The organism is Streptomyces sp. MUM 2J (assembly GCF_022414535.1).
Taxonomy (GTDB): domain Bacteria; phylum Actinomycetota; class Actinomycetes; order Streptomycetales; family Streptomycetaceae; genus Streptomyces.
Genome location: NZ_JADWYM010000025.1, coordinates 25,407 through 47,834, shown reverse-complemented (window position 1 = coordinate 47,834; position 22,428 = coordinate 25,407). Strand labels below are relative to the sequence as shown.

20 protein-coding genes are annotated in these 22,428 nt (G+C 70.6%); 16 read left to right on the top strand and 4 right to left on the bottom strand.

Annotation, left to right across the window (positions count from 1 at the left end; all coding sequences use genetic code 11):
- Positions 1 to 255: 255 nt before the first annotated feature.
- Positions 256 to 1,860: an ABC transporter substrate-binding protein gene (locus tag I3F54_RS20385; protein WP_240120264.1), complete on the top strand. Its 1,605-nt coding sequence runs from the start codon at positions 256 to 258 to the stop codon at positions 1,858 to 1,860.
- A gap of 135 nt (positions 1,861 to 1,995) precedes the next feature.
- Positions 1,996 to 3,576, top strand: a complete 1,581-nt coding sequence (locus tag I3F54_RS20380; protein WP_240120263.1) for an ABC transporter substrate-binding protein — start codon at positions 1,996 to 1,998, stop codon at positions 3,574 to 3,576.
- A gap of 89 nt (positions 3,577 to 3,665) precedes the next feature.
- Here I3F54_RS20380 and I3F54_RS20375 read toward each other — a convergent pair whose 3' ends face one another.
- Positions 3,666 to 4,337: a response regulator transcription factor gene (locus I3F54_RS20375; RefSeq protein ID WP_205383608.1), complete on the bottom strand. Its 672-nt coding sequence runs from the start codon at positions 4,335 to 4,337 to the stop codon at positions 3,666 to 3,668.
- A gap of 14 nt (positions 4,338 to 4,351) precedes the next feature.
- Positions 4,352 to 5,350, bottom strand: a complete 999-nt coding sequence (locus I3F54_RS20370) for a RecB family exonuclease (RefSeq protein WP_275676520.1) — start codon at positions 5,348 to 5,350, stop codon at positions 4,352 to 4,354.
- Positions 5,351 to 5,525: 175 nt separating this feature from the next.
- Here I3F54_RS20370 and I3F54_RS20365 point away from each other — a divergent pair, with 175 nt between their 5' ends.
- From I3F54_RS20365 to I3F54_RS20355, 3 genes are all read left to right on the top strand, one after another.
- Positions 5,526 to 7,121, top strand: a complete 1,596-nt coding sequence (locus tag I3F54_RS20365) for a site-2 protease family protein (protein ID WP_240120261.1) — start codon at positions 5,526 to 5,528, stop codon at positions 7,119 to 7,121.
- Between the two features lie 57 nt (positions 7,122 to 7,178).
- On the top strand, positions 7,179 to 8,081 hold the full coding sequence (locus I3F54_RS20360; protein WP_240120260.1) for a tRNA (adenine-N1)-methyltransferase: 903 nt from the start codon (positions 7,179 to 7,181) through the stop codon (positions 8,079 to 8,081).
- Between the two features lie 292 nt (positions 8,082 to 8,373).
- The gene (locus I3F54_RS20355; RefSeq protein ID WP_240120259.1) at positions 8,374 to 8,949 is read left to right on the top strand and encodes a hypothetical protein; all 576 of its coding nucleotides are present in this window, start codon (positions 8,374 to 8,376) and stop codon (positions 8,947 to 8,949) included.
- Positions 8,950 to 9,006: 57 nt separating this feature from the next.
- Here the strand turns inward: I3F54_RS20355 and I3F54_RS20350 are convergent, their stop codons facing one another.
- The gene (locus I3F54_RS20350; protein ID WP_240120258.1) at positions 9,007 to 9,312 is read right to left on the bottom strand and encodes a ferredoxin; all 306 of its coding nucleotides are present in this window, start codon (positions 9,310 to 9,312) and stop codon (positions 9,007 to 9,009) included.
- Between the two features lie 246 nt (positions 9,313 to 9,558).
- Between I3F54_RS20350 and arc the strand changes: the two genes are divergently transcribed.
- The 6 genes from arc to prcA all read left to right on the top strand — a co-directional run bounded on the left by arc (position 9,559) and on the right by prcA (position 15,767).
- A complete protein-coding gene (arc, locus tag I3F54_RS20345; RefSeq protein WP_240120257.1) occupies positions 9,559 to 11,325 on the top strand; it encodes a proteasome ATPase in 1,767 nt (588 codons plus the stop codon).
- A gap of 244 nt (positions 11,326 to 11,569) precedes the next feature.
- Positions 11,570 to 13,081: a depupylase/deamidase Dop gene (gene dop, locus I3F54_RS20340; RefSeq protein WP_374205943.1), complete on the top strand. Its 1,512-nt coding sequence runs from the start codon at positions 11,570 to 11,572 to the stop codon at positions 13,079 to 13,081.
- Between the two features lie 189 nt (positions 13,082 to 13,270).
- Entirely contained in the window at positions 13,271 to 13,489 is a 219-nt protein-coding gene (locus I3F54_RS20335; protein WP_240120256.1) for a ubiquitin-like protein Pup, read from the top strand.
- Between the two features lie 35 nt (positions 13,490 to 13,524).
- Positions 13,525 to 14,115, top strand: coding sequence for an endonuclease domain-containing protein (locus tag I3F54_RS20330; protein ID WP_308373718.1), 591 nt, complete (start codon positions 13,525 to 13,527; stop codon positions 14,113 to 14,115).
- Positions 14,096 to 14,941 (top strand): proteasome subunit beta, encoded by an 846-nt coding sequence (gene prcB, locus I3F54_RS20325; protein WP_240120255.1) that lies wholly within the window; start codon positions 14,096 to 14,098, stop codon positions 14,939 to 14,941. Before I3F54_RS20330 ends, prcB begins: the two co-directional genes overlap by 20 nt.
- Before the next feature lie 61 nt (positions 14,942 to 15,002).
- Positions 15,003 to 15,767 carry a proteasome subunit alpha gene (gene prcA / locus I3F54_RS20320; protein ID WP_240120254.1) on the top strand — a complete coding sequence of 255 codons (765 nt, stop codon included), beginning with the start codon at positions 15,003 to 15,005 and terminating at the stop codon, positions 15,765 to 15,767.
- Positions 15,768 to 15,825: 58 nt separating this feature from the next.
- Here the strand turns inward: prcA and I3F54_RS20315 are convergent, their stop codons facing one another.
- The gene (locus I3F54_RS20315) at positions 15,826 to 16,842 is read right to left on the bottom strand and encodes a LacI family DNA-binding transcriptional regulator (RefSeq protein ID WP_240120253.1); all 1,017 of its coding nucleotides are present in this window, start codon (positions 16,840 to 16,842) and stop codon (positions 15,826 to 15,828) included.
- A 212-nt stretch (positions 16,843 to 17,054) separates the two neighbouring features.
- Between I3F54_RS20315 and I3F54_RS20310 the strand changes: the two genes are divergently transcribed.
- From I3F54_RS20310 to I3F54_RS20290, 5 genes are all read left to right on the top strand, one after another.
- Positions 17,055 to 18,314 (top strand): MFS transporter, encoded by a 1,260-nt coding sequence (locus I3F54_RS20310; protein ID WP_240120252.1) that lies wholly within the window; start codon positions 17,055 to 17,057, stop codon positions 18,312 to 18,314.
- Between the two features lie 9 nt (positions 18,315 to 18,323).
- A complete protein-coding gene (gene pafA / locus I3F54_RS20305; RefSeq protein WP_240120251.1) occupies positions 18,324 to 19,685 on the top strand; it encodes a Pup--protein ligase in 1,362 nt (453 codons plus the stop codon).
- Positions 19,686 to 19,832: 147 nt separating this feature from the next.
- A complete protein-coding gene (locus tag I3F54_RS20300; RefSeq protein ID WP_240120250.1) occupies positions 19,833 to 20,837 on the top strand; it encodes an FKBP-type peptidyl-prolyl cis-trans isomerase in 1,005 nt (334 codons plus the stop codon).
- Positions 20,838 to 20,896: 59 nt separating this feature from the next.
- A complete protein-coding gene (locus tag I3F54_RS20295) occupies positions 20,897 to 21,268 on the top strand; it encodes an FKBP-type peptidyl-prolyl cis-trans isomerase (RefSeq protein ID WP_240120249.1) in 372 nt (123 codons plus the stop codon).
- Positions 21,269 to 21,409: 141 nt separating this feature from the next.
- Complete coding sequence (locus I3F54_RS20290) at positions 21,410 to 22,414, top strand: YafY family protein (protein ID WP_240120248.1); 1,005 nt, start codon at positions 21,410 to 21,412, stop codon at positions 22,412 to 22,414.
- The last annotated feature ends 14 nt before the right edge of the window (positions 22,415 to 22,428 follow it).

Sequence of the window (22,428 nt, the reverse complement as noted above, 5' to 3'; positions counted from 1 at the left end):
CCGGTGTACCGGGCCTCAGGGGGTCCTTGTGTCCCGATTGGTGGAGTGCTGCACGAATCCTTCCCGTGTCGGGTTTTCGGTCTGTCCATGCCCGGTCTCGCTGCGTGATGGGGCCTCAACTCCACTGGTTTCCGGACCTCCTGCGGGCGCGGACTAATCTCGTCGCGAGAACATCGACCCCAACCCTCCGTGATCCGCTGCGACACCCCTGCATGCCGGATACACGGAATCGATCAGCTCTGGAGAAACTCGAGCATGAACCGCAAGACTCTGGTGCTTCCGGCCATGGCCGGTCTGCTCGCACCCGTGCTCGCCGGCTGCGGCGGGTCCGGGAGCGGCAGCAGCGGAGGCGACGCGATCGTCGTCGGCACCACGGACCGGTTCACCGCTACGAAGGACGCCCCCGCGCCCCTCGACCCCGCCTACGCCTACGACGTCGGCACCTGGAACGTCCTGCGCCAGACCGTGCAGACCCTGATGATCCTGCCCAAGGGCGAGGGCGACCCGGTCCCCGAGGCCGCCGAGAGCTGCGGCTTCACCGACAGCGGCAACGAGCGCTACGCCTGCAAGCTCCGCGCCGGCCTGAAGTTCGCCGACGGCAAGCCCGTCACCGCGAACGACGTCAAGTTCTCCATCGACCGGGCCCGTGACATCGATGCCGACTCCGGTGTCGCCTCGCTGCTGTCGACCATCGACACCGTCGAGACGCAGGGCGACCGCGACGTCGTCTTCCACCTGAAGACCGCCGACGCCACCTTCCCGTTCAAGCTGTCCACCCCCGTCGCGGGCATCGTCAGCCCCGACCACTACGCCAAGGACAAGCTGCGCGACGGCTTCGCGGTCGACGGCTCCGGCCCCTACAGTCTCCACGCCGAGACCAGGGACGGGGAGATGACCCGGGCCGTGTTCACCAGGAACCCCGACTACAAGGGCACCCTGACGGTGAACAACTCCAAGGCCGAGCTGGTCTCCTTCGCGGATGCCGACGCCATGGACGCCGCGCTCGAGAAGAACGACATCGACGTCATGTCGCGCACCATGACGCCGCAGCAGGTCCAGAAGCTGTCCGCGGCCACGGGCGGAGACGTCGAGCTGGTCGACATGCCCGGACTCGAGATCCGCTACCTGGTCTTCAACACCGACGCCGCCTCGGTCAAGGACAAGGCCGTACGCCAGGCGATGGCCCAGATCGTCGACCGCAGCGAGCTGGTGTCCAAGGTCTACGGCTCCCAGGCGCAGCCCCTTTACTCGCTGGTCCCGGCCGCCGTCACCGGCCACTCCAACGCCTTCTTCAACAAGTACGGCGACCCCAGCACCGCCAAGGCCAAGAAGCTGCTGGACAAGGCCGGCATCACCACGCCGGTGAAGCTGACCCTGCACTACACCACCGACCACTACGGTGCCGCCACGAAGAAGGAGTTCGAGCAGCTCAGGAAGCAGCTCAACGGCAGCGGCCTGTTCGACGTGGACATCAAGGGCCATCCCTGGGAGACCTTCGTCCCGGCCGAGCGCAAGGGTGAGTACGACGTCTGGGGCATGGGCTGGTTCCCCGACTTCCCGGACGCCGACAACTTCCTCGCGCCGTTCCTCGACAAGGGCAACTTCCTGAAGTCGCCCTACTCCAACAGCGAGATCATCAAGCACCTCATCCCGCAGTCCCGTCGCGAGGCCGACCGGCTCTCCGCCGCCGACAGCCTGACGGAGATCCAGGACATCGTCGCCGAGGACGTGCCCATGCTGCCGCTGTGGCAGGGCAAGCAGTACATCGCCGCGCGCGACAACATCACGGGCACCTCGTACGCCCTCAACTCCACCTCGACGCTGCAGCTCTGGGAGCTCGGCCGGGGTGTGGGCGGCTGACCCCCACAGCGTCCCGGGGAGGCGGTCAGCCGCCCCGGGAATGAATGCCCGGGGGGCCGAACGTGCCCCGCGGCTGAAACCCGGGGCCGGAGGCGTGGTCCCGGGGGCACGAGAACGACGACAAGGCACCTCTACGTGAACATGCGCAACCCGTGGTCGGTCCTGCCCCTCACGGCGGGTCTGGCCTTCGGCCTTTTGACCGGATGCGGTACAGAGACGGGGAAGGCCGGAGGCAACGGCCCCACCGTGGTGTTGGGGATGTCGGACGACGTCCTGGCCACCGACCCCGCATCCGGCTACGACCCCGGCTCCTGGCTGTTGTTCAACAACGTCTTCCAGTCGCTGCTCAGCTTCCCCAAGGGCGGCACCGAGCCTCAGCCGGAGGCGGCCAAGACCTGCGCCTTCGACGCGACGACCACGGTCTACACCTGCACGCTCGCCGACGGCCTGAAGTTCAGCAACGGTGACGACCTCACCTCCGAGGACGTGAAGTTCTCCTTCGACCGCATGCTGAGGATCGACGACCCGGACGGCCCGGCGATCATGTTCTCCACGCTGGACGCCGTCGAGACACCGAACGCCAAGACCGTCGTCTTCCGGCTGAAGGTCCCCGACGCCACCTTCCCCAGCAAGATCGCCTCCGGGGCCGGCTCCATCGTCGACCACCGCCAGTACGACGCCGACGGTCTGCGCAAGGACGGCCGGGCCGTGGGCTCCGGCCCCTACCGGCTCGACTCCGTCGACGAGGACGAGGCCGTCTTCTCCGTCAACGAGCACTACAGCGGCAGCGCCGCCGAACCGAAGAACTCCGGTGTCACCCTGAAGTTCTTCCACGGCGACCAGACCGGCCTGAAGAAGGCCCTGCTCGACGGCAACGTCGACATCGCCTACCGCGGTCTCAGCGCGGGCGACATCGCCGACCTCGACCAGGGGGGCGACGGCACCGGCGCCGAGGTCGTCGAGGGCAGCAGCGCCGAGGTCCAGCACCTGGTCTTCAACATGGAGGACCCGGTCGCCGGGAAGCTCGGCGTCCGCAAGGCCATCGCCTACCTGCTCGACCGCGACGCCCTCGTGAGGGACGTCTACCAGGGCACCGCGACCCCGCTGTACTCGATCGTCCCCGCCGGCATCGCCGGCCACAGCACGTCCTTCTTCGACACCTACGGCGCCCGCCCCTCCCGGCAGAAGGCCGCCGACGCGCTCAGCGAGGAGGGCATGACCGGCCGGGTGCGCCTGACGCTCTGGTCGACGCCGTCCCGCTACGGCCCCGCCACCGACGCCGAGTTGAAGGCCATCGCCGGCCAGCTCAACGCCAGCGGCCTGTTCGAGGCGGACGTCAGGTCGGTCCCCTACGACCGCTACCAGAAGGAGATCGAGGCCGGCAAGTACGGCATCTACGTCAAGGGCTGGGTCCCCGACTACCCCGACGCCGACAACTTCACCGCCCCGTTCTTCGGACCGGGTAACGTGCTCGGCAACCATTACACCAACGACACCATCATCGGCACCCTGCTGCCGCGCACGGCCGCGCAGAGCAACCGTGCCGCCACGGACGGGGAGTTCGCCCGCCTCCAGGACATCGTCGCCGACGACCTGCCCGTACTGCCCGTGTGGCAGGCCAAGCAGTACGCCGTCACCCGCGAGAACGTCTACGGCCTGGAGAGCTGCCTCGACGCCTCCACCGTCTTCCGCTTCTGGGAACTGAAGAAGGACTGAGCGGCACGCGGGCGAAACGAGCGCCACACGGGTGAGGGGGCGGTCCCGCCGGGACCGCCCCCTCACCCGTACCCGGCGCGTGCGGCGCCCTACTGGGCGCCGGGACGCACCAGACCGCTCTCGTAGGCGTAGACGGCCGCCTGCACCCGGTCGCGCAGCCCCAGCTTCGTCAGGACGTGCCCCACGTGCGTCTTGACGGTGGTCTCGCTGACGAACAGGTCGGCCGCGATCTCGGCGTTCGACAGCCCCCGCGCCACCAGCTTCAGCACCTCCACCTCGCGGTCGGTCAGTGTGTGCAGGGTGTCCGGGACAGGTTCCTCGCCGGAGGGCAGATGGGTGGCGTACTTGTCGAGCAGCCGGCGCGTGATGCTGGGGGCGAGCATCGCCTCACCCGCCGCCACCACCCGGATCGCCTGCACCAGCTCGTTCGCCGGGGCGTCCTTGAGCAGGAACCCGCTGGCCCCCGCCCGCAACGCCTCCACCACGTACTCGTCGAGGTCGAAGGTGGTCAGCACCAGCACCTTGGCCGGGCCGTCCCGCTCCGGCCCGGTGATCTGCCGGGTCGCCTCCACACCGTCCATCCGCGGCATCCGGATGTCCATCAGGACGACATCGGGCTGCAGGGCACGCACCTGGTCCAGCGCCTGGAGGCCGTCCCCGGCCTCGCCGACCACCGCGAGATCCTGCTCCGCCTCGAGGATCATCCGGAAGCCCGTACGCAACAGCGGCTGGTCGTCGACGAGTAGGACGCGGATGGCCACGTGAGTCTCCTTCGCTAGTCGGGCCCCATTCTGCCCTGCGGGTCCCCGTCCGGCTCGGCCGCCCTCACGGGCAGCGGATAGGGCGGGGGAGTGCCACCGAACTCCGGGCAGTGCGCCCGGTGATCGCACCAGCCGCACAGCTTCGTCGGCCGCGGACGCCAGTCCCCGGTCTCCGTGGCCCGCCGGATCGCCTCCCACAGAGCCAGCAGCTTGCGCTCCACCCGCTCCAGATCGGCGCGGACCGGGTCGTACGTCAGCACGTCCCCGCTGCCGAGGTACACCAGCTGCAGGCGCCGCGGCACGACCCGCTTCAGCCGCCAGACCACCAGCGCGTAGAACTTCATCTGGAACAGCGCGCTCTCGGCGTACTCCGGCCGCGGAGCCCTGCCCGTCTTGTAGTCGACGATCCGCACCTCGCCGGACGGCGCCACGTCCACCCGGTCGATGATCCCGCGCAGCCTCAGTCCCGAGTCCAGCTCCGCCTCGACGAACAGCTCACGCTCGGCCGGTTCCAGCCGCGTCGGGTCCTCCAGCGTGAACCACCGCTCGACCAGCTGCTCGGCCTCCGCCAGCCAGCGCGTCAGCCGCTCGCCGTCCACGTCGTCCGCGAACAGCTCCACGAGCTCCGGCCGCGCCTCCCGCAGCCGGTCCCACTGCCCCGGGACGAGTGCCTTCGCCCGCGGCGCCGTGCGCTCCGCGGCGGGCGCGTCGAAGAGCCGTTCCAGCACGGCATGGACCAGGGTGCCGCGCGTCGCCGCCTCGCTCGGCTTCTCCGGCAGCCGGTCGATCACCCGGAACCGGTACAGCAGCGGGCACTGCATGAAGTCCCCGGCCCGCGAGGGCGACAGCCCCGCGGGCGGCACCACCACCGCGGGGGCAGGCGCTCCGGCACCGTCCGGCCGGGCCCCGTCCGCATCCCGGGCCGGCACCGGCCCGGGCACCGGCACCGGCACCGGGGCCACCGGGCCGCCGGCGAGGCGCTTTCCGGCCGGCCCCTCGTTGCTCGTCTCCATGCCCACAGAGCTTACGGCCCGCCACCGACAGTCACCCGCACGTGTGCACGGTGCGCGGGACGCCAGGGAAAACTCAGGGGTGCCGGGGCGGAACGTCCCACGAACGCCGCATACCATCGACCGGAGACCCTTCCGCCCGCCAGGACGCGGAAGACGCTTCGAACGAGGGGACACCGTGGACGAGAGCGGCCGGAGCGCGCAGCCGCCGTCGAACGACGACGAGACGGCCGACCGCCACGCAACACCGACGGCGCCCCCACCCGGCGAGGCCCCCCGTCCGGAAGCGTCCCCCACGCCGGAGCCGGGCCGGACGTACCCCGCTGCCCGGGCCACCGGCCCGGCGGGCGGATCCGGTGACCGCGACGCGCCCGAGACCCCGGAGACCGGTCGAGACGGCGCGGACGACACCACCGGGAACGACGGGCCCGGGGCCCACGGCACCCCGCCCGCGCCGGAGGGCCACACCTCCGGCGCCACCCCCGGGCACGATGCCCCGCCGCCCGGTCCCCGCGCCGCCGCCCCCCTCGGCGGCCACGGCGATGCGCACGGGCCCGCCGGCCACGACCGCACACGGGCGGACTCCGGCACCTCCCGGCCCCGCCCCCCGCAGCCGCCGCCCGAGCCGCGGGGCGGGCTGCTGATGGGCCGGCCCTTCGGGGTGCCCGTGTACGTGGCGCCCAGCTGGTTCCTGGTCGCGGCACTGATCACCTGGGTGTTCGGCGGCCAGCTGGACCGGGTGCTGCCCGAGCTCGGCGCCGCCCGCTACCTGGTCTCCCTCTTCTTCGCCGTCGCCTTCTACGCCTCCGTCCTCGTGCACGAGCTGGCCCACACGGTCGCGGCCCTGCGCTTCAAGCTGCCCGTCCGCCGCATCCAGCTCCAGTTCTTCGGCGGCGTCTCCGAGATCGAGAAGGAGGCCGAGACCCCGGGCCGGGAGTTCGTGCTGGCCTTCGTCGGCCCCCTGCTCTCCCTCGTCCTCGCCGGCCTGTTCTACCTCGCCATGCAGCCCGTCGAGCCCGGCACCGTCCCCGGCGTGCTGCTCGCCGGCCTCATGATCTCCAACCTCATCGTCGCCGCCTTCAACCTCCTGCCCGGTCTGCCCCTGGACGGCGGCCGGATGCTCCGCGCGGTCGTCTGGAAGATCACCGGCAGACCCATGAGCGGCACCGTCGCCGCCGCCTGGGTCGGCCGCGCCCTGGCCGTCTCCGTCCTCATCGGCCTGCCCCTGCTCACCCAGTCCGGCGCCCTCGGTTCACATGCCGAGGACAACATCGGCATGGACACCGTCACCGACGCCCTCCTCGCCGCCATCCTCGCCGCGATCATCTGGACCGGTGCCGGCAACAGCCTGCGCGTCGCGCGCCTGCGTGAGCACCTGCCCGAACTGCGCGCCCGCACCCTCACCCGCCGCGCGGTCCCCGTCCACACCGACACCCCGCTCTCGGAGGCCCTGCGCCGCGCCAACGACTCCGGGGCCCGCGCCCTGGTCGTCGTCGACACCGACGGCGAACCCCTCTCCCTGGTACGCGAGGCCGCCATCGTCGGCGTCCCCGAGCACCGCCGCCCCTGGGTCGCGGTCAGCGGCCTGGCCCAGGAGATCACCGACGGTATGCGCGTCTCCGCCGAACTGGCCGGCGAGGACCTCCTGGAGGTCCTCCGCGCCACCCCCGCCACCGAATATCTGGTGGTCGAGGAGACCGGCGAGATCTACGGCGTCCTGTCCGCCGCCGACGTGGAGCGCGCCTTCGTCAAGGCGATGGCCCGGCCCGCCTGAGGACCACCGGGTCACGCGGTGGTCGGCGGCCCCCGCAAAGGCCGGTAGGCTGTTCACATGTCCGAACCGACCGGTGCCGCCCGCAGGCGCGGGCCCTTCAAGGTCGGGGACCAGGTACAGCTGACCGACCCCAAGGGCCGCCACTACACGTTCACGCTCGAGGCCGGGAAGAACTTCCACACCCACAAGGGTTCCTTCCCGCACGACGAACTGATCGGTGGTCCCGAGGGCAGCGTTGTCCGCACCACCGGGAACGTCGCCTACCTCGCGCTGCGCCCCCTGCTCCCCGACTACGTCCTGTCCATGCCCCGCGGGGCGGCCGTCGTCTACCCGAAGGACGCGGGGCAGATCCTCGCCTTCGCCGACATCTTCCCCGGCGCACGCGTCGTCGAGGCAGGCGTCGGCTCCGGCTCGCTCAGCAGCTTCCTGCTGCGCGCCATCGGGGACCAGGGCATGCTGCACTCCTACGAGCGCCGCGAGGACTTCGCCGAGATCGCCCGGGGGAACGTCGAGCGCTACTTCGGCGGCCCGCACCCCGCGTGGCAGCTCACGGTCGGCGACCTTCAGGACAACCTGTCCGACACCGACGTCGACCGCGTCATCCTCGACATGCTCGCCCCCTGGGAATGCCTGGAGGCGGTCTCCAAGGCGCTGGTGCCCGGCGGCATCGTGTGCTGCTACGTGGCCACCACCACCCAGCTCGCCCGGACCGTGGAGTCCATCCGGGAGATCGGCTGCTTCAACGAGCCGACCGCCTGGGAGACCATGATCCGCAACTGGCACATCGAGGGCCTGGCCGTCCGCCCCGACCACCGCATGATCGGGCACACCGGCTTCCTCCTCACCGCCCGCCGCCTCGCCGACGGCGTGGAGCCGCCCATGCGCCGCCGCCGCCCCGCCAAGGGCGCCTACGGCGAGGACTACACCGGCCCCAACGCCGACGGCGGCATGGGGCGCTGAGGCTCCTTCCGGACGCGGCACCGCTCAGCCCGCGGAGCGCGCGTTGCGGCGGCCCCGTGCCGGGTCAACGGACGAACACCGTGGCCGCGTTCCCGCAGCACACCGGGAACGCGGCCACGGCGCCGCCGTCCTGACCGTGTCTCACCCCGGCCGGGCCGGCCGCCCCGTCCGCGCGGCGGTCGCGGCGGGTCGGTCCGCCCACCGGCCGCGACCCCGCCGTTCCCCCGGACTGTGACGTGTGGCACCATGCAGGCCACCCCCACCGGCACAGCCCTCACGGGAGACACTCCTAGTGCAGCAATCCGCCGTCCCGGAACTGGCACACACCCACACCCGGCCGATCCACTGGGTCGCCACGGCGACCGCCCTCGCCGGCGTCATGGCGCTGTCCGGCCTCCTGCAGCCGCACCCGGCCAGAGCGGCGCAGACGCCCGGCCCCGCGGACGCGTCCGCCGCTCCCGCCGCGGCGCCCACCACCGTGGGCGTCGACTTCCCGCTCGACTGCGGACCCGTCCGTGCCGTCGTGCAGAAGACCGCCACCGGTGATCTCGACGGAGACGACCGACCGGAGACGGTCGCCGTGGTGCACTGCGACGCGCCCATGGGCACCCCGCCCGACGGCGTCTACGTCCTCACCCAGGGCCCGGGTGCCGTGCGGCCCCGCGTCGTCGCCACCCTGGTCGACCCCAAGAGCCGCAACACGGTCACCGAGATCGCCGTGCGCGGCGGGGACGTCCTCGCCACCCTGCTCGGCTACTCCTCCGACGACGTGCCCGCCTGCTGCCCCGACCTGAAGAGCCGTGCGACGTGGAAGTGGAAGGACGGCGCGTTCCTGCGCTCCACGCCCGCGGGCGCCCGCAGCGTCTGAACCGCGCCACCCGGGATGTGAGATTCCAGACAGTCGTGACCCTCGGTGGGGGAGTCGTCACCCGGCGTCCGGGCCGTGCACCTCGACACTGTCCGAAACCCGCCTGACGTGGATGCACTCGCCCGGGCACTCCCGCGCCGAGTCCACCACGTCCGTCAGCAGGGGCAGCGGCACCGGGACCGTGGCACCCGGTGCCTGCAGCAGCTCCTCGTCGGCGCCCTTCACATACGCCAGACCATCGATGTCCAGCTCGAACACCTCGGGTGCGTACTGCGCACAGATGCCGTCGCCGGTACACAGATCCTGATCGATCCAGACCTCCAGCGCCTCGTCGCCGGCTCCGGCCTCCTGCTGCACGCTCATCTCTCCTGCTGCCGTTCGATGCCGAGCCGCTCGGGAACGAAGCAGGCCCTGACGGGTGTTGAACACTTCGACCCTACCTCTGCCCGCTTTCCAATCATGTTCGGTGGGTATTCCCCTGGCGTGAGGGAGAGCGCAAGGGTGAAGATCGGACACACCCCGACCGTCTTTGTGATCTAGGGGTTTCAATCGACACCCACCCAGGTAGGGTCTGGAAGCGTCCAGCTCCCCTTGGAGGAGGTGAGGACCGTGGCAGCCCACGACGACGACATTGACCGCGGCATCCGCCCGGGACGCGGGTCCGACGACCCGGCCGGGCAGATCGCCTACCTTGAGCAGGAGATCGCCGTCCTGCGACGTAAGCTCGCCGACTCTCCGCGACACACGAGGATTCTCGAAGAGCGGATCGTCGAGCTGCAGACCAACCTGGCCGGCGTGTCCGCCCAGAACGAGCGACTCGCCAACACACTCCGCGAGGCCCGGGATCAGATCGTGGCCCTCAAGGAGGAGGTCGACCGGCTCGCCCAGCCGCCGGCCGGCTTCGGAGTCTTCCTGCAGGCCATCGAGGACGGCACCGCCGACATCTTCACCGGCGGCCGGAAGCTCCGCGTGAACGTCAGCCCCGGGGTCGAACTCGACGACCTCAGGCGCGGCCAGGAAGTCATGCTCAACGAAGCGCTCAACGTGGTCGAGGCCATGGAGTTCGAGCGCGTCGGGGACATCGTCACCCTCAAGGAGATCCTCGAGGACGGCGAGCGCGCCCTGGTGCTCGGGCACACCGACGAGGAACGGGTGGTGCGGCTCGCCGAGCCGCTGCTGGACGTCACCATCCGCCCCGGCGACGCCCTGCTGCTCGAACCCCGCTCCGGCTACGTCTACGAGGTCGTGCCCAAGAGCGAGGTCGAGGAGCTCGTCCTCGAGGAGGTCCCCGACATCGGCTACGAGGCCATCGGCGGCCTCGGAAACCAGATCGAGGCGATCCGCGACGCGGTCGAGCTCCCCTACCTGTACCCCGACCTGTTCAAGGAGCACGAACTCCGGCCGCCCAAGGGCGTCCTGCTCTACGGGCCCCCCGGATGCGGCAAGACGCTGATCGCCAAGGCGGTCGCCAACTCGCTGGCCAAGAAGGTCGCCGAGGTCACCGGCCAGGCCGCCGGCAAGAGCTTCTTCCTCAACATCAAGGGCCCCGAGCTGCTGAACAAGTACGTCGGTGAGACGGAGCGGCAGATCCGCCTCGTCTTCCAGCGGGCCAGGGAGAAGGCCGGCGAGGGCACCCCCGTGATCGTCTTCTTCGACGAGATGGAGTCCCTCTTCCGCACCCGCGGTTCCGGTGTCAGCTCCGACGTGGAGAACACCATCGTCCCGCAGCTGCTCGCCGAGATCGACGGTGTGGAGGGCCTGCAGAACGTGGTCGTGATCGGCGCCTCCAACCGCGAGGACATGATCGACCCGGCCATCCTGCGCCCCGGCCGTCTCGACGTGAAGATCAAGATCGAGCGCCCGGACGCCGAGGCCGCCAAGGACATCTTCGGCAAGTACCTCACCGAGCGCCTCCCGCTCCACACCGAGGACCTCTCGGAGCACGGCCAGGACAAGGGTGCGACGGTCCAGGCCATGATCCAGACCGCGGTCGAGCACATGTACGCCGAATCGGAGGAGAACCGCTTCCTGGAAGTCACCTATGCCAACGGTGACAAGGAAGTCCTCTACTTCAAGGACTTCAACTCCGGCGCCATGATCGAGAACATCGTGGGCCGCGCCAAGAAAATGGCGATCAAGGACTTCCTGGAAAAGAACCAGAAGGGCCTTCGCGTCTCCCATCTCCTCCAGGCCTGTGTGGACGAGTTCAAGGAGAACGAGGACCTGCCCAACACCACCAACCCGGACGACTGGGCCCGCATCTCCGGAAAGAAGGGCGAGCGGATCGTCTACATCCGTACCCTCATCACCGGAAAGCAGGGCGCGGACACCGGGCGTTCCATCGACACGGTGGCCAATACTGGACAGTACCTGTAGAAGAAAGGGCGGCTGCGGGTGCCCTCACCAGGGTGCCCGCGGCCGACTGCTTTTCCGGCGACACCCGGGACAAGGCGGGCAAGCCAATGATGCAAATGATCTCCCCACCAGTGCAAAGGCGTTCTAGGCTCTTCCCTACCGCCGGGTTGCGCAGTGCGGGGACGGGCACCGCACGGCCACTCGAGCACGAGCGGTACGTGAGCGGCGCCCACGACCGAGGGAGCCGCGGGGCAAGGAGGGCCGCATGACCGTACGGCGAGTAATGGGCATCGAGACGGAGTACGGCATCTCCGTCCCCGGCCATCCCAACGCCAATGCCATGCTCACCTCATCCCAGATCGTCAACGCCTACGCGGCGGCGATGCACCGGGCCCGCCGGGCCCGCTGGGACTTCGAGGAGGAGAACCCGCTGCGGGACGCCCGAGGATTCGACCTCGCCCGCGAGGCCGCCGACGCCAGCCAGCTCACCGACGAGGACATCGGCCTGGCCAACGTCATCCTCACCAACGGTGCCCGGCTCTACGTCGACCACGCCCACCCCGAGTACAGCGCCCCCGAGGTCACCAACCCCTGGGACGCCGTCCTGTGGGACAAGGCCGGCGAGCGGATCATGGCCGAAGCCGCGGAACGGGCCGCCCAGCTCCCCGGCGCCCAGCCGATCCACCTCTACAAGAACAACACCGACAACAAGGGCGCCTCCTACGGCACGCACGAGAACTACCTGATGAAGCGGGAGACCCCCTTCTCGGACATCGTGCGCCACCTGACGCCGTTCTTCGTCTCCCGCCAGGTCTTCGCCGGCGCCGGCCGCGTCGGCATCGGCCAGGACGGCCACGAGCACGGGTTCCAGCTCAGCCAGCGCGCCGACTACTTCGAGGTCGAGGTCGGTCTGGAGACCACGCTCAAGCGGCCCATCATCAACACCCGCGACGAACCGCACGCGGACGCCGAGAAGTACCGCCGCCTCCATGTGATCATCGGCGACGCCAACCTCTCCGAGATCTCCACGTACCTCAAGCTGGGGACGACGGCCCTGGTGCTCTCCATGATCGAGGACGCGTTCATCGCCGTCGACCTGGCAGTCGACCAGCCGGTCCGCAGCCTCCACCAGGTCTCCCACGATCCGTCCCTCAAGCGCCTGGTCACTCTCCGCAGCGGCCGCACACTCACCGCGGTGCAGCTCCAGATGGAGTACTACGAGCTGGCCCGGAAATACGTGGAGGAGCGCTACGGCGCCGACGCCGACGACCAGACCAAGGACGTGCTCAGCCGCTGGGAGGACACCCTCACCCGGCTGGAGAACGACCCGATGAGCCTGGCCGGGGAGCTGGACTGGGTCGCCAAGCGCGAGCTCATGGAGGGCTACCGGCGCCGCGACGGCATCGACTGGGATGCCGCCCGCCTGCACCTGGTCGACCTCCAGTACGCCGACGTGCGCCCCGAGAAGGGGCTCTACAACCGCCTCGCGGCGCGGGGCCGGATGAAGCGGCTGCTGGACGAGGCCGAGGTCGAGCGGGCCAAGGCCAGCCCCCCGGAGGACACCCGCGCCTACTTCCGCGGCCGCTGCCTGGAGCAGTACGCCGACGACGTCGCCGCGGCCTCCTGGGACTCGGTCATCTTCGATCTCCCGGGCCGGGACTCCCTGCAGAGGGTCCCAACCCTGGAACCGCTACGCGGAACGCGAAATCACGTCAAGGAGCTCCTCGACCGCTGCCGCACGGCGGAAGACCTGGTCAGGGTGCTGTCCGGCGGCTGAGGGGTACCCGGCGGCCGGCCCGGCCGGGCGGGTGGAATGCGCCCCGGCCGGGAATCATCGAGGTGATCCCCGCACGTTGGGCAAACTGCGGGGCCGATGTCGGGCCTGGCGAGTAGGGTCTGATCATCACCGATCGGCAGGAATGCCGACCTGCCGACCCATGTCGGGCGAAAGAGCGGGGTGAGGGATATGGCGACCAAGGACACCGGCGGCGGCCAGCAGAAGGCCACGCGCTCCACCGAGGAGGCCACGGAGCAGGCGCAGGACGCGCAGGCCTCGGAGGACCTCAAGGAGCGCCACGAGAAGCTGAGCGACGACGTGGACTCCGTCCTCGACGAGATCGACGACGTACTCGAGGAGAACGCAGAGGATTTCGTGCGGAGCTTCGTGCAAAAGGGTGGCCAGTAGGCGTCATCTGAGGGTCGTGGCCGTCGAATCGAAGAATGCGGGGGGCGAAGTTGGTCGGCGGCCCGAGCGCCACGCACTGCAAGGGGTTCGTGCGGGATCTGCCTCTCGAGGCGTTCGCGAGGTACCGGAACCGGCGGGACGGCCCGCAGCCGCGTTGCCGGGAGTGCGTGGCCGAGCACGGCGCCGCGCACGACCGGCGGCCCCGGGAGGCCTTGGTCAGGCCGGCTCGGGAGAAGGCGGCGGTGCCGGCCGGGCGCGAGTCCTGCCGGACGGGCGGTGAGGCCGGGCCGCACCGGGTGTGGCACCGCAACGCGTCCGCCTCCGACGGGTTGACGACGCGCCGCACAGTGCGTCGTGCGATCCGGGGGCGGCAGGCGCGTCCGAAGCGGCAGTACGGCATCGCGGAGAGCGAACGCGACCGGCCGATCGCAGCCCGAGGCGGCGTCTGCCGCATATGTTCGCCGGCTCTGCCCGCACAGGTGGATCACTGCCACGAGACGGGTAGGGTCCGTGGCGTACGTGCTTCAGCTGCAACGCCGCACTGGGGCAGTTCAAGGATCAGCCCGGCGCCGCAGGGCGGGCTGCTGCATACGTGGAAGGAAACGCGTGGAAGCCAACACTCGTAGCACCGGGCGTCTGCCAGCTGCCTTCCTGACGCCAGGATCCTCCTCCTTCATGGACTTCCTGTCCGGGCACCAGCCCGAGCTGCTGCCGGGTAAGCGGCAGCTCCCCCCCACCCAGGGGGTGCTGGAGGCGCCGCACGGCACGACGATCGTGGCCGTGACGTTCCCGGGCGGCGTGGTTCTCGCCGGTGACCGCAGGGCCACGATGGGCAACGTCATCGCGCAGCGGGACATCGAGAAGGTGTTCCCGGCCGACGAGTACTCGGCCGTCGGCATCGCCGGCACCGCCGGTCTGGCCGTGGAGATGGTCAGGCTCTTCCAGCTGGAGCTGGAGCACTTCGAGAAGGTCGAGGGGGCCCAGCTGTCGCTGGAGGGCAAGGCGAACCGGCTGTCGACGATGATCCGCTCCAACCTGGGCATGGCGATGCAGGGTCTGGCCGTGGTGCCCCTGTTCGCCGGGTACGACGTCGACCGCGACAAGGGCCGCATCTTCTCGTACGACGTGACGGGCGGCCGCACCGAGGAGCGCGGCTTCGCGGCGACCGGATCGGGTTCGGTCTTCGCGCGCGGTGCGATGAAGAAGCTCTTCCGGGACGACCTGACCGAGTCCGACGCCACGACACTGGTGGTCCAGGCGCTGTACGACGCGGCAGACGACGACTCGGCGACGGGTGGTCCCGATGTCGCCCGCCGGATCTACCCGATCGTCACCGTGATCACCGAGGACGGTTTCCGCCGGCTCACGGAGGAGGAGTCCTCCGAGATCGCCCGCGCGGTGCTGCAGGGGCGGCTGGAGCGGCCCGACGGCCCGCGGGCCGCGCTGCTCTGACGCCCGCCGGGATCGTGTCCGAGGTGATCCAGTGACTTCCACAGAAAGGGACCGATAACCGGTGTCGACGCCGTTCTATGTCTCCCCCCAGCAGGCGATGGCGGACCGCGCGGAGTACGCCCGCAAGGGCATCGCGCGCGGTCGCAGCCTGGTCGTCATGCAGTACGCCGACGGGATCGTGTTCGTCGGCGAGAACCCGTCCCGCGCGCTGCACAAGTTCAGCGAGATCTACGACCGGATCGGATTCGCCGCGGCCGGCAAGTACAACGAGTACGAGAACCTGCGGATCGGCGGGGTCCGCTACGCCGACCTGCGTGGTTACACCTACGACCGGGACGACGTGACCGCGCGCGGCCTGGCCAACGTGTACGCCCAGACGCTGGGCACGATCTTCTCGTCGGCGGCGGAGAAGCCCTACGAGGTGGAACTGGTGGTCGCCGAGGTCGGCGAGACCCCGGAGGGGGACCAGATCTACCGGCTGCCGCACGACGGTTCGATCGTCGACGAGCACGGTTCGGTCGCGGTCGGCGGCAACTCGGAGCAGATCAGCACGTACCTGGACCGCGAGCACCGTGACGGCATGAGCCTGGCCGAGGCGTTGCAGCTGGCCGTGCGGGCGCTGTCGCGGGACACCAACGGCAGCCAGCGGGAGATCCCCGCGGAGCGCCTGGAGGTGGCGGTGCTGGACCGCACGCGCCCGCAGCAGCGCAAGTTCAAGCGGATCGTCGGGGGCCAGCTCTCGCGGCTGCTGGAGGCCGGCAGTACCGCGACGGAGGCGGAGAGCGCCGACGACGGAGCGGACGACGGCGCCGACGACGACGCGTAGTGCCCCGCTCCACCGTGTTGGTGCCCCGGCCGAGGTGACGGCCGGGGCACCAGGCGTTTCAGGAGGCCTTGGGCGGGGCCGTGGAGCCCCGTACGACGAGTTCGACGGGAATGTCCCCGGACTCGGGTGTGCGGCCCTCCAGGACGGCCAGGAGGGCGTGCATGCCGCGTTCGCCGAAGAGCTCGGCGTCCAGGCGGACGGTGGTGAGTTCGGGATCCAGGGCGGCGGCGAGGGAGATGTCGTCGACGCCCGTGACGGAGACGTCGTCGGGGATGCGCAGGCCCCGCCGTCGCAGTGCCTTGTAGGCGCCGGCCGCCAGTTTGTCGTCGTCGCAGACCAGGGCCGTGGCCGGGGGGCCGGCCTCGGCCAGGGCGGCCTCGGCCGCCACCAGGGCGCCGTCGATGGTCATGGGGGTGCGGGCGGTGCGGAGCGAGGTGCCGTCGACCGCCGCCACGCGTGCGGCGAGTTCGCGCGCCCGTGCCTCGAAGGTCCAGGAGGGGATGTCGGCGGCGATGTGCAGGAAGTGCCGGTGGCCGAGACCGAGCAGGTGGTCGGCGATCTGGCGGGCGCCGTCGGTGATGTCGAGGTTCACGGTGGCGGCGCCGAGGCTGCCCCGGGGGTCGCTGTCGAGCATGACGAGGGGGAGCTGGTCGCCGCGGAGGGCGGTGAGGGCGTCGGCGGCCATGGAGGAGGCGATGACGCCGTCCAGGGCGGCCTGGGCGGAGGCGAACGGGTCCCGGGCGGGGCCGATCCCCTCGGGGGAGGGGTACAGGACCACCCCGAAGCCGTGTTCGGCGGCGACGCGGGCGGCACCGGTGTAGACGCCGCCGTAGAACTCGGTGGTCAGGGCGGGAACCACGAGCAGGACGGTGCGGGTGCGGCCCAGCCGGAGGTTCCGGGCGGCGAGGTTGGGCCGGTAGCCGAGCCGCCGGGCGGCGTCGCGGACGCGCTGGGCCGTGGTCTCGGAGACGCGGCCGCGCCATTTGCCGCCGAGGACGAGCGAGACGGCGGCCTGGGAGACGCCGGCCGCCCGGGCGACGTCCCTGCTCGTGGGGCGGGTGCTGCCTGGTGCCACCGTCGGCGTGCTCCTCTGCTGGTCGTCTTCCGGCCGGGGTGCGGCCGGAAGTCCGGGCGCCGTTCCGGGTTCCGGCCCTTGGGGCGTCCGGCCCGGCGGCTCCCAGGTCGTCCGGGCCGACCGGTCGTCCGGTGCCTGGACTCGTGAACAGCGCACATGGTACGTATGACGAGCGACGTTATACGTACAACTTGAGCCGGGAGGGGCGGATCATGGCCGCGGGGTACCTGGAGATCCTCCGAGCGAGACACGCCACCCGGCTCCTGGTGGGCACGCTCGTGGGCCGGCTGCCCAACGCCACCGCGGCCATCGCCGTCGTGCTCTTCGTGCGGGCCGAGGGCGGCACGTACAGCCTCGCGGGCGCCCTGGCGGCCGTGTACGGCGTGGCGAACGCCGTCGGGCAGCCGCTGCTGGGCCGCCTGGTGGACGTGTACGGCCAGCCGCGCGTGCAACTGCCCGCGGCGGTGGCCGCGGCCCTGGCGACGACGGTGTTCGCACTGTCCGGCCTGGAGCCGCTGCCGCTCGCCCACGCCTCCGTGGCCGCGGCCGGCCTGTTCGCGCCGCCCCTGGAGGGCGGGCTGCGGGCGCTGTGGCCCTCGGTGCTGCGCCGCGAGGAACAGGTGCACACGGCGTACGCGATGGACGCGGTGGCGCAGGAGGTCATGTTCACGGTCGGGCCGCTGCTGGTGACACTGTGCGTCTCGCTGTGGTCGGCGCAGGCCGCGCTGATCGTCCTGAACGCGGTCGGTGTCCTCGGTGCGCTCTGCGTGGTGCTCTCGCCGCCCTCGCGCGCCTGGCGGTCGGCCCCGCGCGAGGCGCACTGGCTGGGCGCGCTGCGCTCGCCCGGCCTGGTGGCGCTGCTGGCGGCGTTCCTCTTCGTCGGCATCGCGCTCGGCTCCATCACGGTAGCCGCCGTGTCCTATGCCGACGCGCACGGCGGAGACGCGGTGTACGGCTGGCTGATGGCGGCCCTCGGCCTGGGCGCGCTGGCGGGCGGCACCGTGTACGGCGCGCGGCGGTGGGCCGGCGCGCCGGAGCGGCGACTGCGGGTGCTGGTGGCGTTCCTGGCGGTGTGTTACCTGCCGCTGACGCTGATGCCGGGCGTGGCCGCCATGGTGGCGCTGACCGCGCTGGCGGGGGTGTTCCTGGCGCCGGCGATCGCGTGCGCCTTCGTCATCGTCGACCGGCACGCGCCGAGCGGAACGGTCACCGAGGCGTTCTCCTGGCTGGTGACGACGTTCACGGTGGGCGCTTCGGCCGGAACGGGGCTGGCGGGGCCGGTCGTCCAGACGGGTGGTCCCCTGTGGGGATTCGTCCTTCCGGGTGCCGCGGGCGCGGTGTCGCTGCTCGTGCTTTCGGCCACCGGACGGGTCCTCGCAGCTCCTGCGCGGGGCGCGGTGGTTGCGGCTTCATCGGAAAATGATCCAAATCGTGCTGCCGAACCTCGTTTCAGTTCAGGGGATCGGGCGTAATGTTCACTCATGGACCGCCGCATTTTCGGGCTGGAGAACGAGTACGGCGTCACGTGCACGTTCAGGGGACAGCGCCGTCTGTCGCCTGACGAGGTGGCGCGGTACCTCTTCCGCCGTGTCGTGTCATGGGGCCGCAGCAGCAATGTGTTTCTGCGGAACGGTGCCCGCCTCTATCTCGACGTGGGCTCTCATCCGGAATACGCGACACCCGAATGTGACAACGTGATCGAACTGGTCACTCACGACAAGGCAGGCGAGCGCATTCTCGAAGGCCTGCTGGTGGACGCGGAACGACGCCTGCACGAGGAGGGAATCGCGGGCGACGTCTACCTCTTCAAGAACAACACCGACTCGGCGGGAAACTCCTACGGCTGCCACGAGAACTACCTGGTGGCCCGGCACGGCGAGTTCTCCCGGCTGGCGGACATCCTCATCCCGTTCCTGGTGACGCGGCAGCTGCTGTGCGGTGCGGGCAAGGTCCTGCAGACCCCGCGCGGCGCCGTCTACTGCGTCAGCCAGCGGGCCGAGCACATCTGGGAGGGCGTCTCCTCGGCGACGACCCGCTCGCGGCCCATCATCAACACGCGCGACGAGCCGCACGCCGATGCCGAGCGCTACCGCCGGCTGCACGTCATCGTCGGCGACTCGAACATGTCGGAGACGACGATGCTGCTCAAGGTCGGCGCGACCGACCTGGTGCTGCGCATGATCGAGGCGGGTACGGTGATGCGCGACCTCACCCTGGAGAACCCGATCCGGGCGATCCGCGAGGTCAGCCACGACACCACCGGCCGGCGCAAGGTACGCCTGGCCAGCGGTCGGGAGGCCTCGGCGCTGGAGGTGCAGCGGGAGTACTACGAGAAGGCCGTGGACTTCTGCGAGCGGCGAGGCATCCGCACCGGCACCGTCGAGCAGGTCCTGGAGCTGTGGGGCCGCACGCTGGACGCGATCGAGGGCGAGGATCTCGACCGCATCGCCACCGAGATCGACTGGGTCATGAAGTACCAGCTCATCGAGCGGTACCGGGCCAAGCACAACATGACGATGTCGCATCCGCGCGTGGCGCAGATAGACCTCGCCTACCACGACATCCACCGCCGTCGCGGCCTGTACTACCTGCTGGAGAAGAAGGGGCAAGCAGCCCGGATCTGCAACGACTTGAAGATCTTCGAGGGCAAGTCGGTTCCCCCGCAGACCACTCGGGCGCGTTTGCGCGGCGACTTCATCCGCCGCGCCCAGGAGCAGCGCCGTGACTTCACGGTCGACTGGGTGCATCTGAAGCTCAACGACCAGGCGCAGCGGACCGTGTTGTGCAAGGACCCGTTCCGCTCGGTGGACGACCGGGTGGAGAAGCTGATCGCCGGAATGTGAGCGAAGCCGGATCCACGACGGTGTGCTCCGGTGCGTCGCCGGAACGCCACACGGGCGCCGTACGTTCCTCGTACGGCGCCCTTCTCACGCCGTAGAGTTGCGCGCACGCCATCAGCAAGATCGATCGACCGATTACGAGGCCTCACCGTGCGCCGACGCTCCCTCATCCTTGCCGCCGTGCCGGCGTCCCTGGTCACGCTCGCCGGGTGCGGCGACGACAAGTCCGACTCGGGCAAGGCCAGCGACAGCGCGGCGCCCTCTCCGTCGTCGGAGTCCGCAGCGCCGCCGCCGAAGATCGTGGACGGACCGCTTCCGGCGATCACCGCGGGGGTGAAGTTCGGCGAGAAGCCGACGGTGGCCAAGGGCCCGGGGGAACCCTCGGACCAGCTGGCGGTCAGGACGGTGATCGCGGGCAACGGGCGCACGGTCGCCGAGGGCGACTACGTCCAGGCGAACTACCTGGGCCAGATCTGGGCCACCGCGAAGGTCTTCGACAACTCCTACGACCGCAAGACACCGCTGGTCATCCAGCTCGCCGAGGGCACCATCATCGACGGCTGGCGCTACGCCCTCACCGGGAGGAAGACCGGCAGCCGCGTCGAGTTCTCGGTGCCCCCCACCTGGGGATACGGCGCGCAGGGCAACGCCCAGGCCGGCATCAAGGGCACCGACACACTGGTGTTCGTCGTCGACCTGGAGGACACCTTCAACGCCAAGAGCTCGGCCGACGGTTCCGAGGTGGCGCAGGACGACGCCGCCCTGCCCAAGGTGGGCACCAACACCGACGGCTCAGCCCCCTCCATCGAGATCCCCAAGGCCGACCCGCCGAAGAAGCTCGTGTCGACCTACGTCCTGGAGGGCGACGGCCCCGAGGTCAAGGCGGACGCCTCGGTGCTGGTGCAGTACAAGGGCGTGGTGTGGGACACCGGCAAGGAGTTCGACTCGACGTACAGCCGCAAGGCGCTGGCCTCCTTCTCGCTGCAGCAGGTGGTCAAGGGCTGGGCGCAGGGGCTGACCGGCAAGAAGGTCGGCAGCCGCGTGTTGATCGTCATCCCGCCGTCCCTGGGCTACGGCGACAACCCGCCGGCGAACAGCGGCATTCAGAAGGACTCCACGATGGTCTTCTCGGTGGACATCCTGGCGACCATGTGACCCGCCGGGGTGTAAGACTGTGATCGTTGCCCTACCGCAGACAAGCAGGAGCTAGAAACGTGAGCATCGACAAGCCCGAGATCGACTTCCCCGGCGGCGAGCCCCCGGCGGACCTCGAGATCAAGGACATCTGGGAGGGCGACGGCGAGGTGGCGCGGGCGGGCCAGACCGTCACCGTCCACTATGTGGGTGTCGCCTTCAGCACGGGCGAGGAGTTCGACGCCAGCTGGAACCGCGGTACCCCCTTCCGCTTCCCGCTCGGCGGGGGCCGTGTCATCAAGGGCTGGGACCAGGGCGTGCAGGGCATGAAGGTCGGCGGCCGCCGCCAGCTGACCATCCCGGCCCACCTCGCCTACGGCAACCAGAGCCCGACCCCGGCGATCAAGCCGGGCGAGACGCTGATCTTCGTCGTGGACCTGCTCGGCGTCTGACCGCCGCGGACCGGACCCGATCGCCCGGGGCCCATGCCTGTTCGGGCGTGGGTCCTCGGCTTTTGCCGCGCCGACGCGGGACGGTACGGTCGTCGTGCACACGTACCAGAGAGAACCCACGGGGATTGACGAAGGGCGTCGATGGCCATTGCCAAGGCCGAGCGGCTGATGAACCTGGCACTGTGTCTGCTCGGGACACGGCGTCCGCTCAGCAAGCGCGAGCTGCGCGGGTCCATCGAGGCCTACGTCGAGGCCTTCGGACCCGCCCACGGCGGCGCGGCCGCCGGTCCGGACAGGGGTGCGACGGGCTCGGACGACTCCTTCAACCGCATGTTCGAGCGGGACAAGGACGATCTGCGCGAGCTCGGCCTCGTCATCGAGACGGTCGAGAGCCTGGACGGTGAGATCGGCTACCTGGCCCGCCGCGACAGCAACCGGCTGCCCCCGATCACCCTCGACGCCGAGGAGGCCGCGGCCCTGGGCCTGGCCGCCAAGGTGTGGCAGCAGGCCCGCCTGGCGGGCGCGGCCAGCGGAGCCCTGCAGAAGCTGCGCGCGGCAGGGCTGCCCGAGGACGTCGACCCCTACGAGGCCCACGGGGCGCTGGAGCCGCGCATCCCGGTGCACGAGGCGGCCTTCGAACCGCTGATGCTGGCCTGCCGGGACCGCCGTCCGGTCGTCTTCGACTACCGCAAGGCCAACGCCGCCCACCCCGAGCAGCGGCATGTCGAACCGTGGGCTCTGGAGTGCTGGCGCGGCCACTGGTACCTGGCCGGGTTCGACCGCGACCGGGGCGCCGAGCGGGTCTTCCGACTGTCCCGGATCACCGGCCGGGTCCGCTCCCGCGGCGGCCGGTTCGGCGCTCCGGTGCCCGACGTGGTCACCGTGCGCGAGACCGTGGCGGGCTGGGCGGGGGAGACCGCCGACCGCTCCGCCCTGATCCGGCTGCGCACGGGCGCGGGGTACCCCCTGCGGGCGAAGGCCACCGCCGTGCGGGAACTCGGGAACGGCTGGGACGAGTTGGAGATTCCGTACGGGCACGGACTGGACGCCTGGCTGGTGGAGTTCGGACCGGACGTGGTGGTGATGGGGCCCGCCGAGCTGCGGGCGGACGTCGTGGACCGGCTGCGGGCCGTGGCGAAGGGCTGAGGGGGAGCGGAGCA

Excerpts from the sequence above, each read along its gene's own strand:
- I3F54_RS20370 (WP_275676520.1), bottom strand. The coding sequence starts at position 5,350 with ATGGAGACGAGCAACGAGGGGCCGGCCGGAAAGCGCCTCGCCGGCGGC.
- I3F54_RS20310 (WP_240120252.1), top strand. The coding sequence starts at position 17,055 with ATGGCCGCGGGGTACCTGGAGATCCTCCGAGCGAGACACGCCACCCGG.
- I3F54_RS20360 (WP_240120260.1), top strand. The coding sequence starts at position 7,179 with ATGTCCGAACCGACCGGTGCCGCCCGCAGGCGCGGGCCCTTCAAGGTC.
- I3F54_RS20290 (WP_240120248.1), top strand. The coding sequence starts at position 21,410 with ATGGCCATTGCCAAGGCCGAGCGGCTGATGAACCTGGCACTGTGTCTG.
- I3F54_RS20385 (WP_240120264.1), top strand. The coding sequence starts at position 256 with ATGAACCGCAAGACTCTGGTGCTTCCGGCCATGGCCGGTCTGCTCGCA.
- dop (WP_374205943.1), top strand. The coding sequence starts at position 11,570 with ATGACCGTACGGCGAGTAATGGGCATCGAGACGGAGTACGGCATCTCC.
- pafA (WP_240120251.1), top strand. The coding sequence starts at position 18,324 with ATGGACCGCCGCATTTTCGGGCTGGAGAACGAGTACGGCGTCACGTGC.
- I3F54_RS20330 (WP_308373718.1), top strand. The coding sequence starts at position 13,525 with ATGCGGGGGGCGAAGTTGGTCGGCGGCCCGAGCGCCACGCACTGCAAG.
- I3F54_RS20350 (WP_240120258.1), bottom strand. The coding sequence starts at position 9,312 with ATGAGCGTGCAGCAGGAGGCCGGAGCCGGCGACGAGGCGCTGGAGGTC.
- I3F54_RS20335 (WP_240120256.1), top strand. The coding sequence starts at position 13,271 with ATGGCGACCAAGGACACCGGCGGCGGCCAGCAGAAGGCCACGCGCTCC.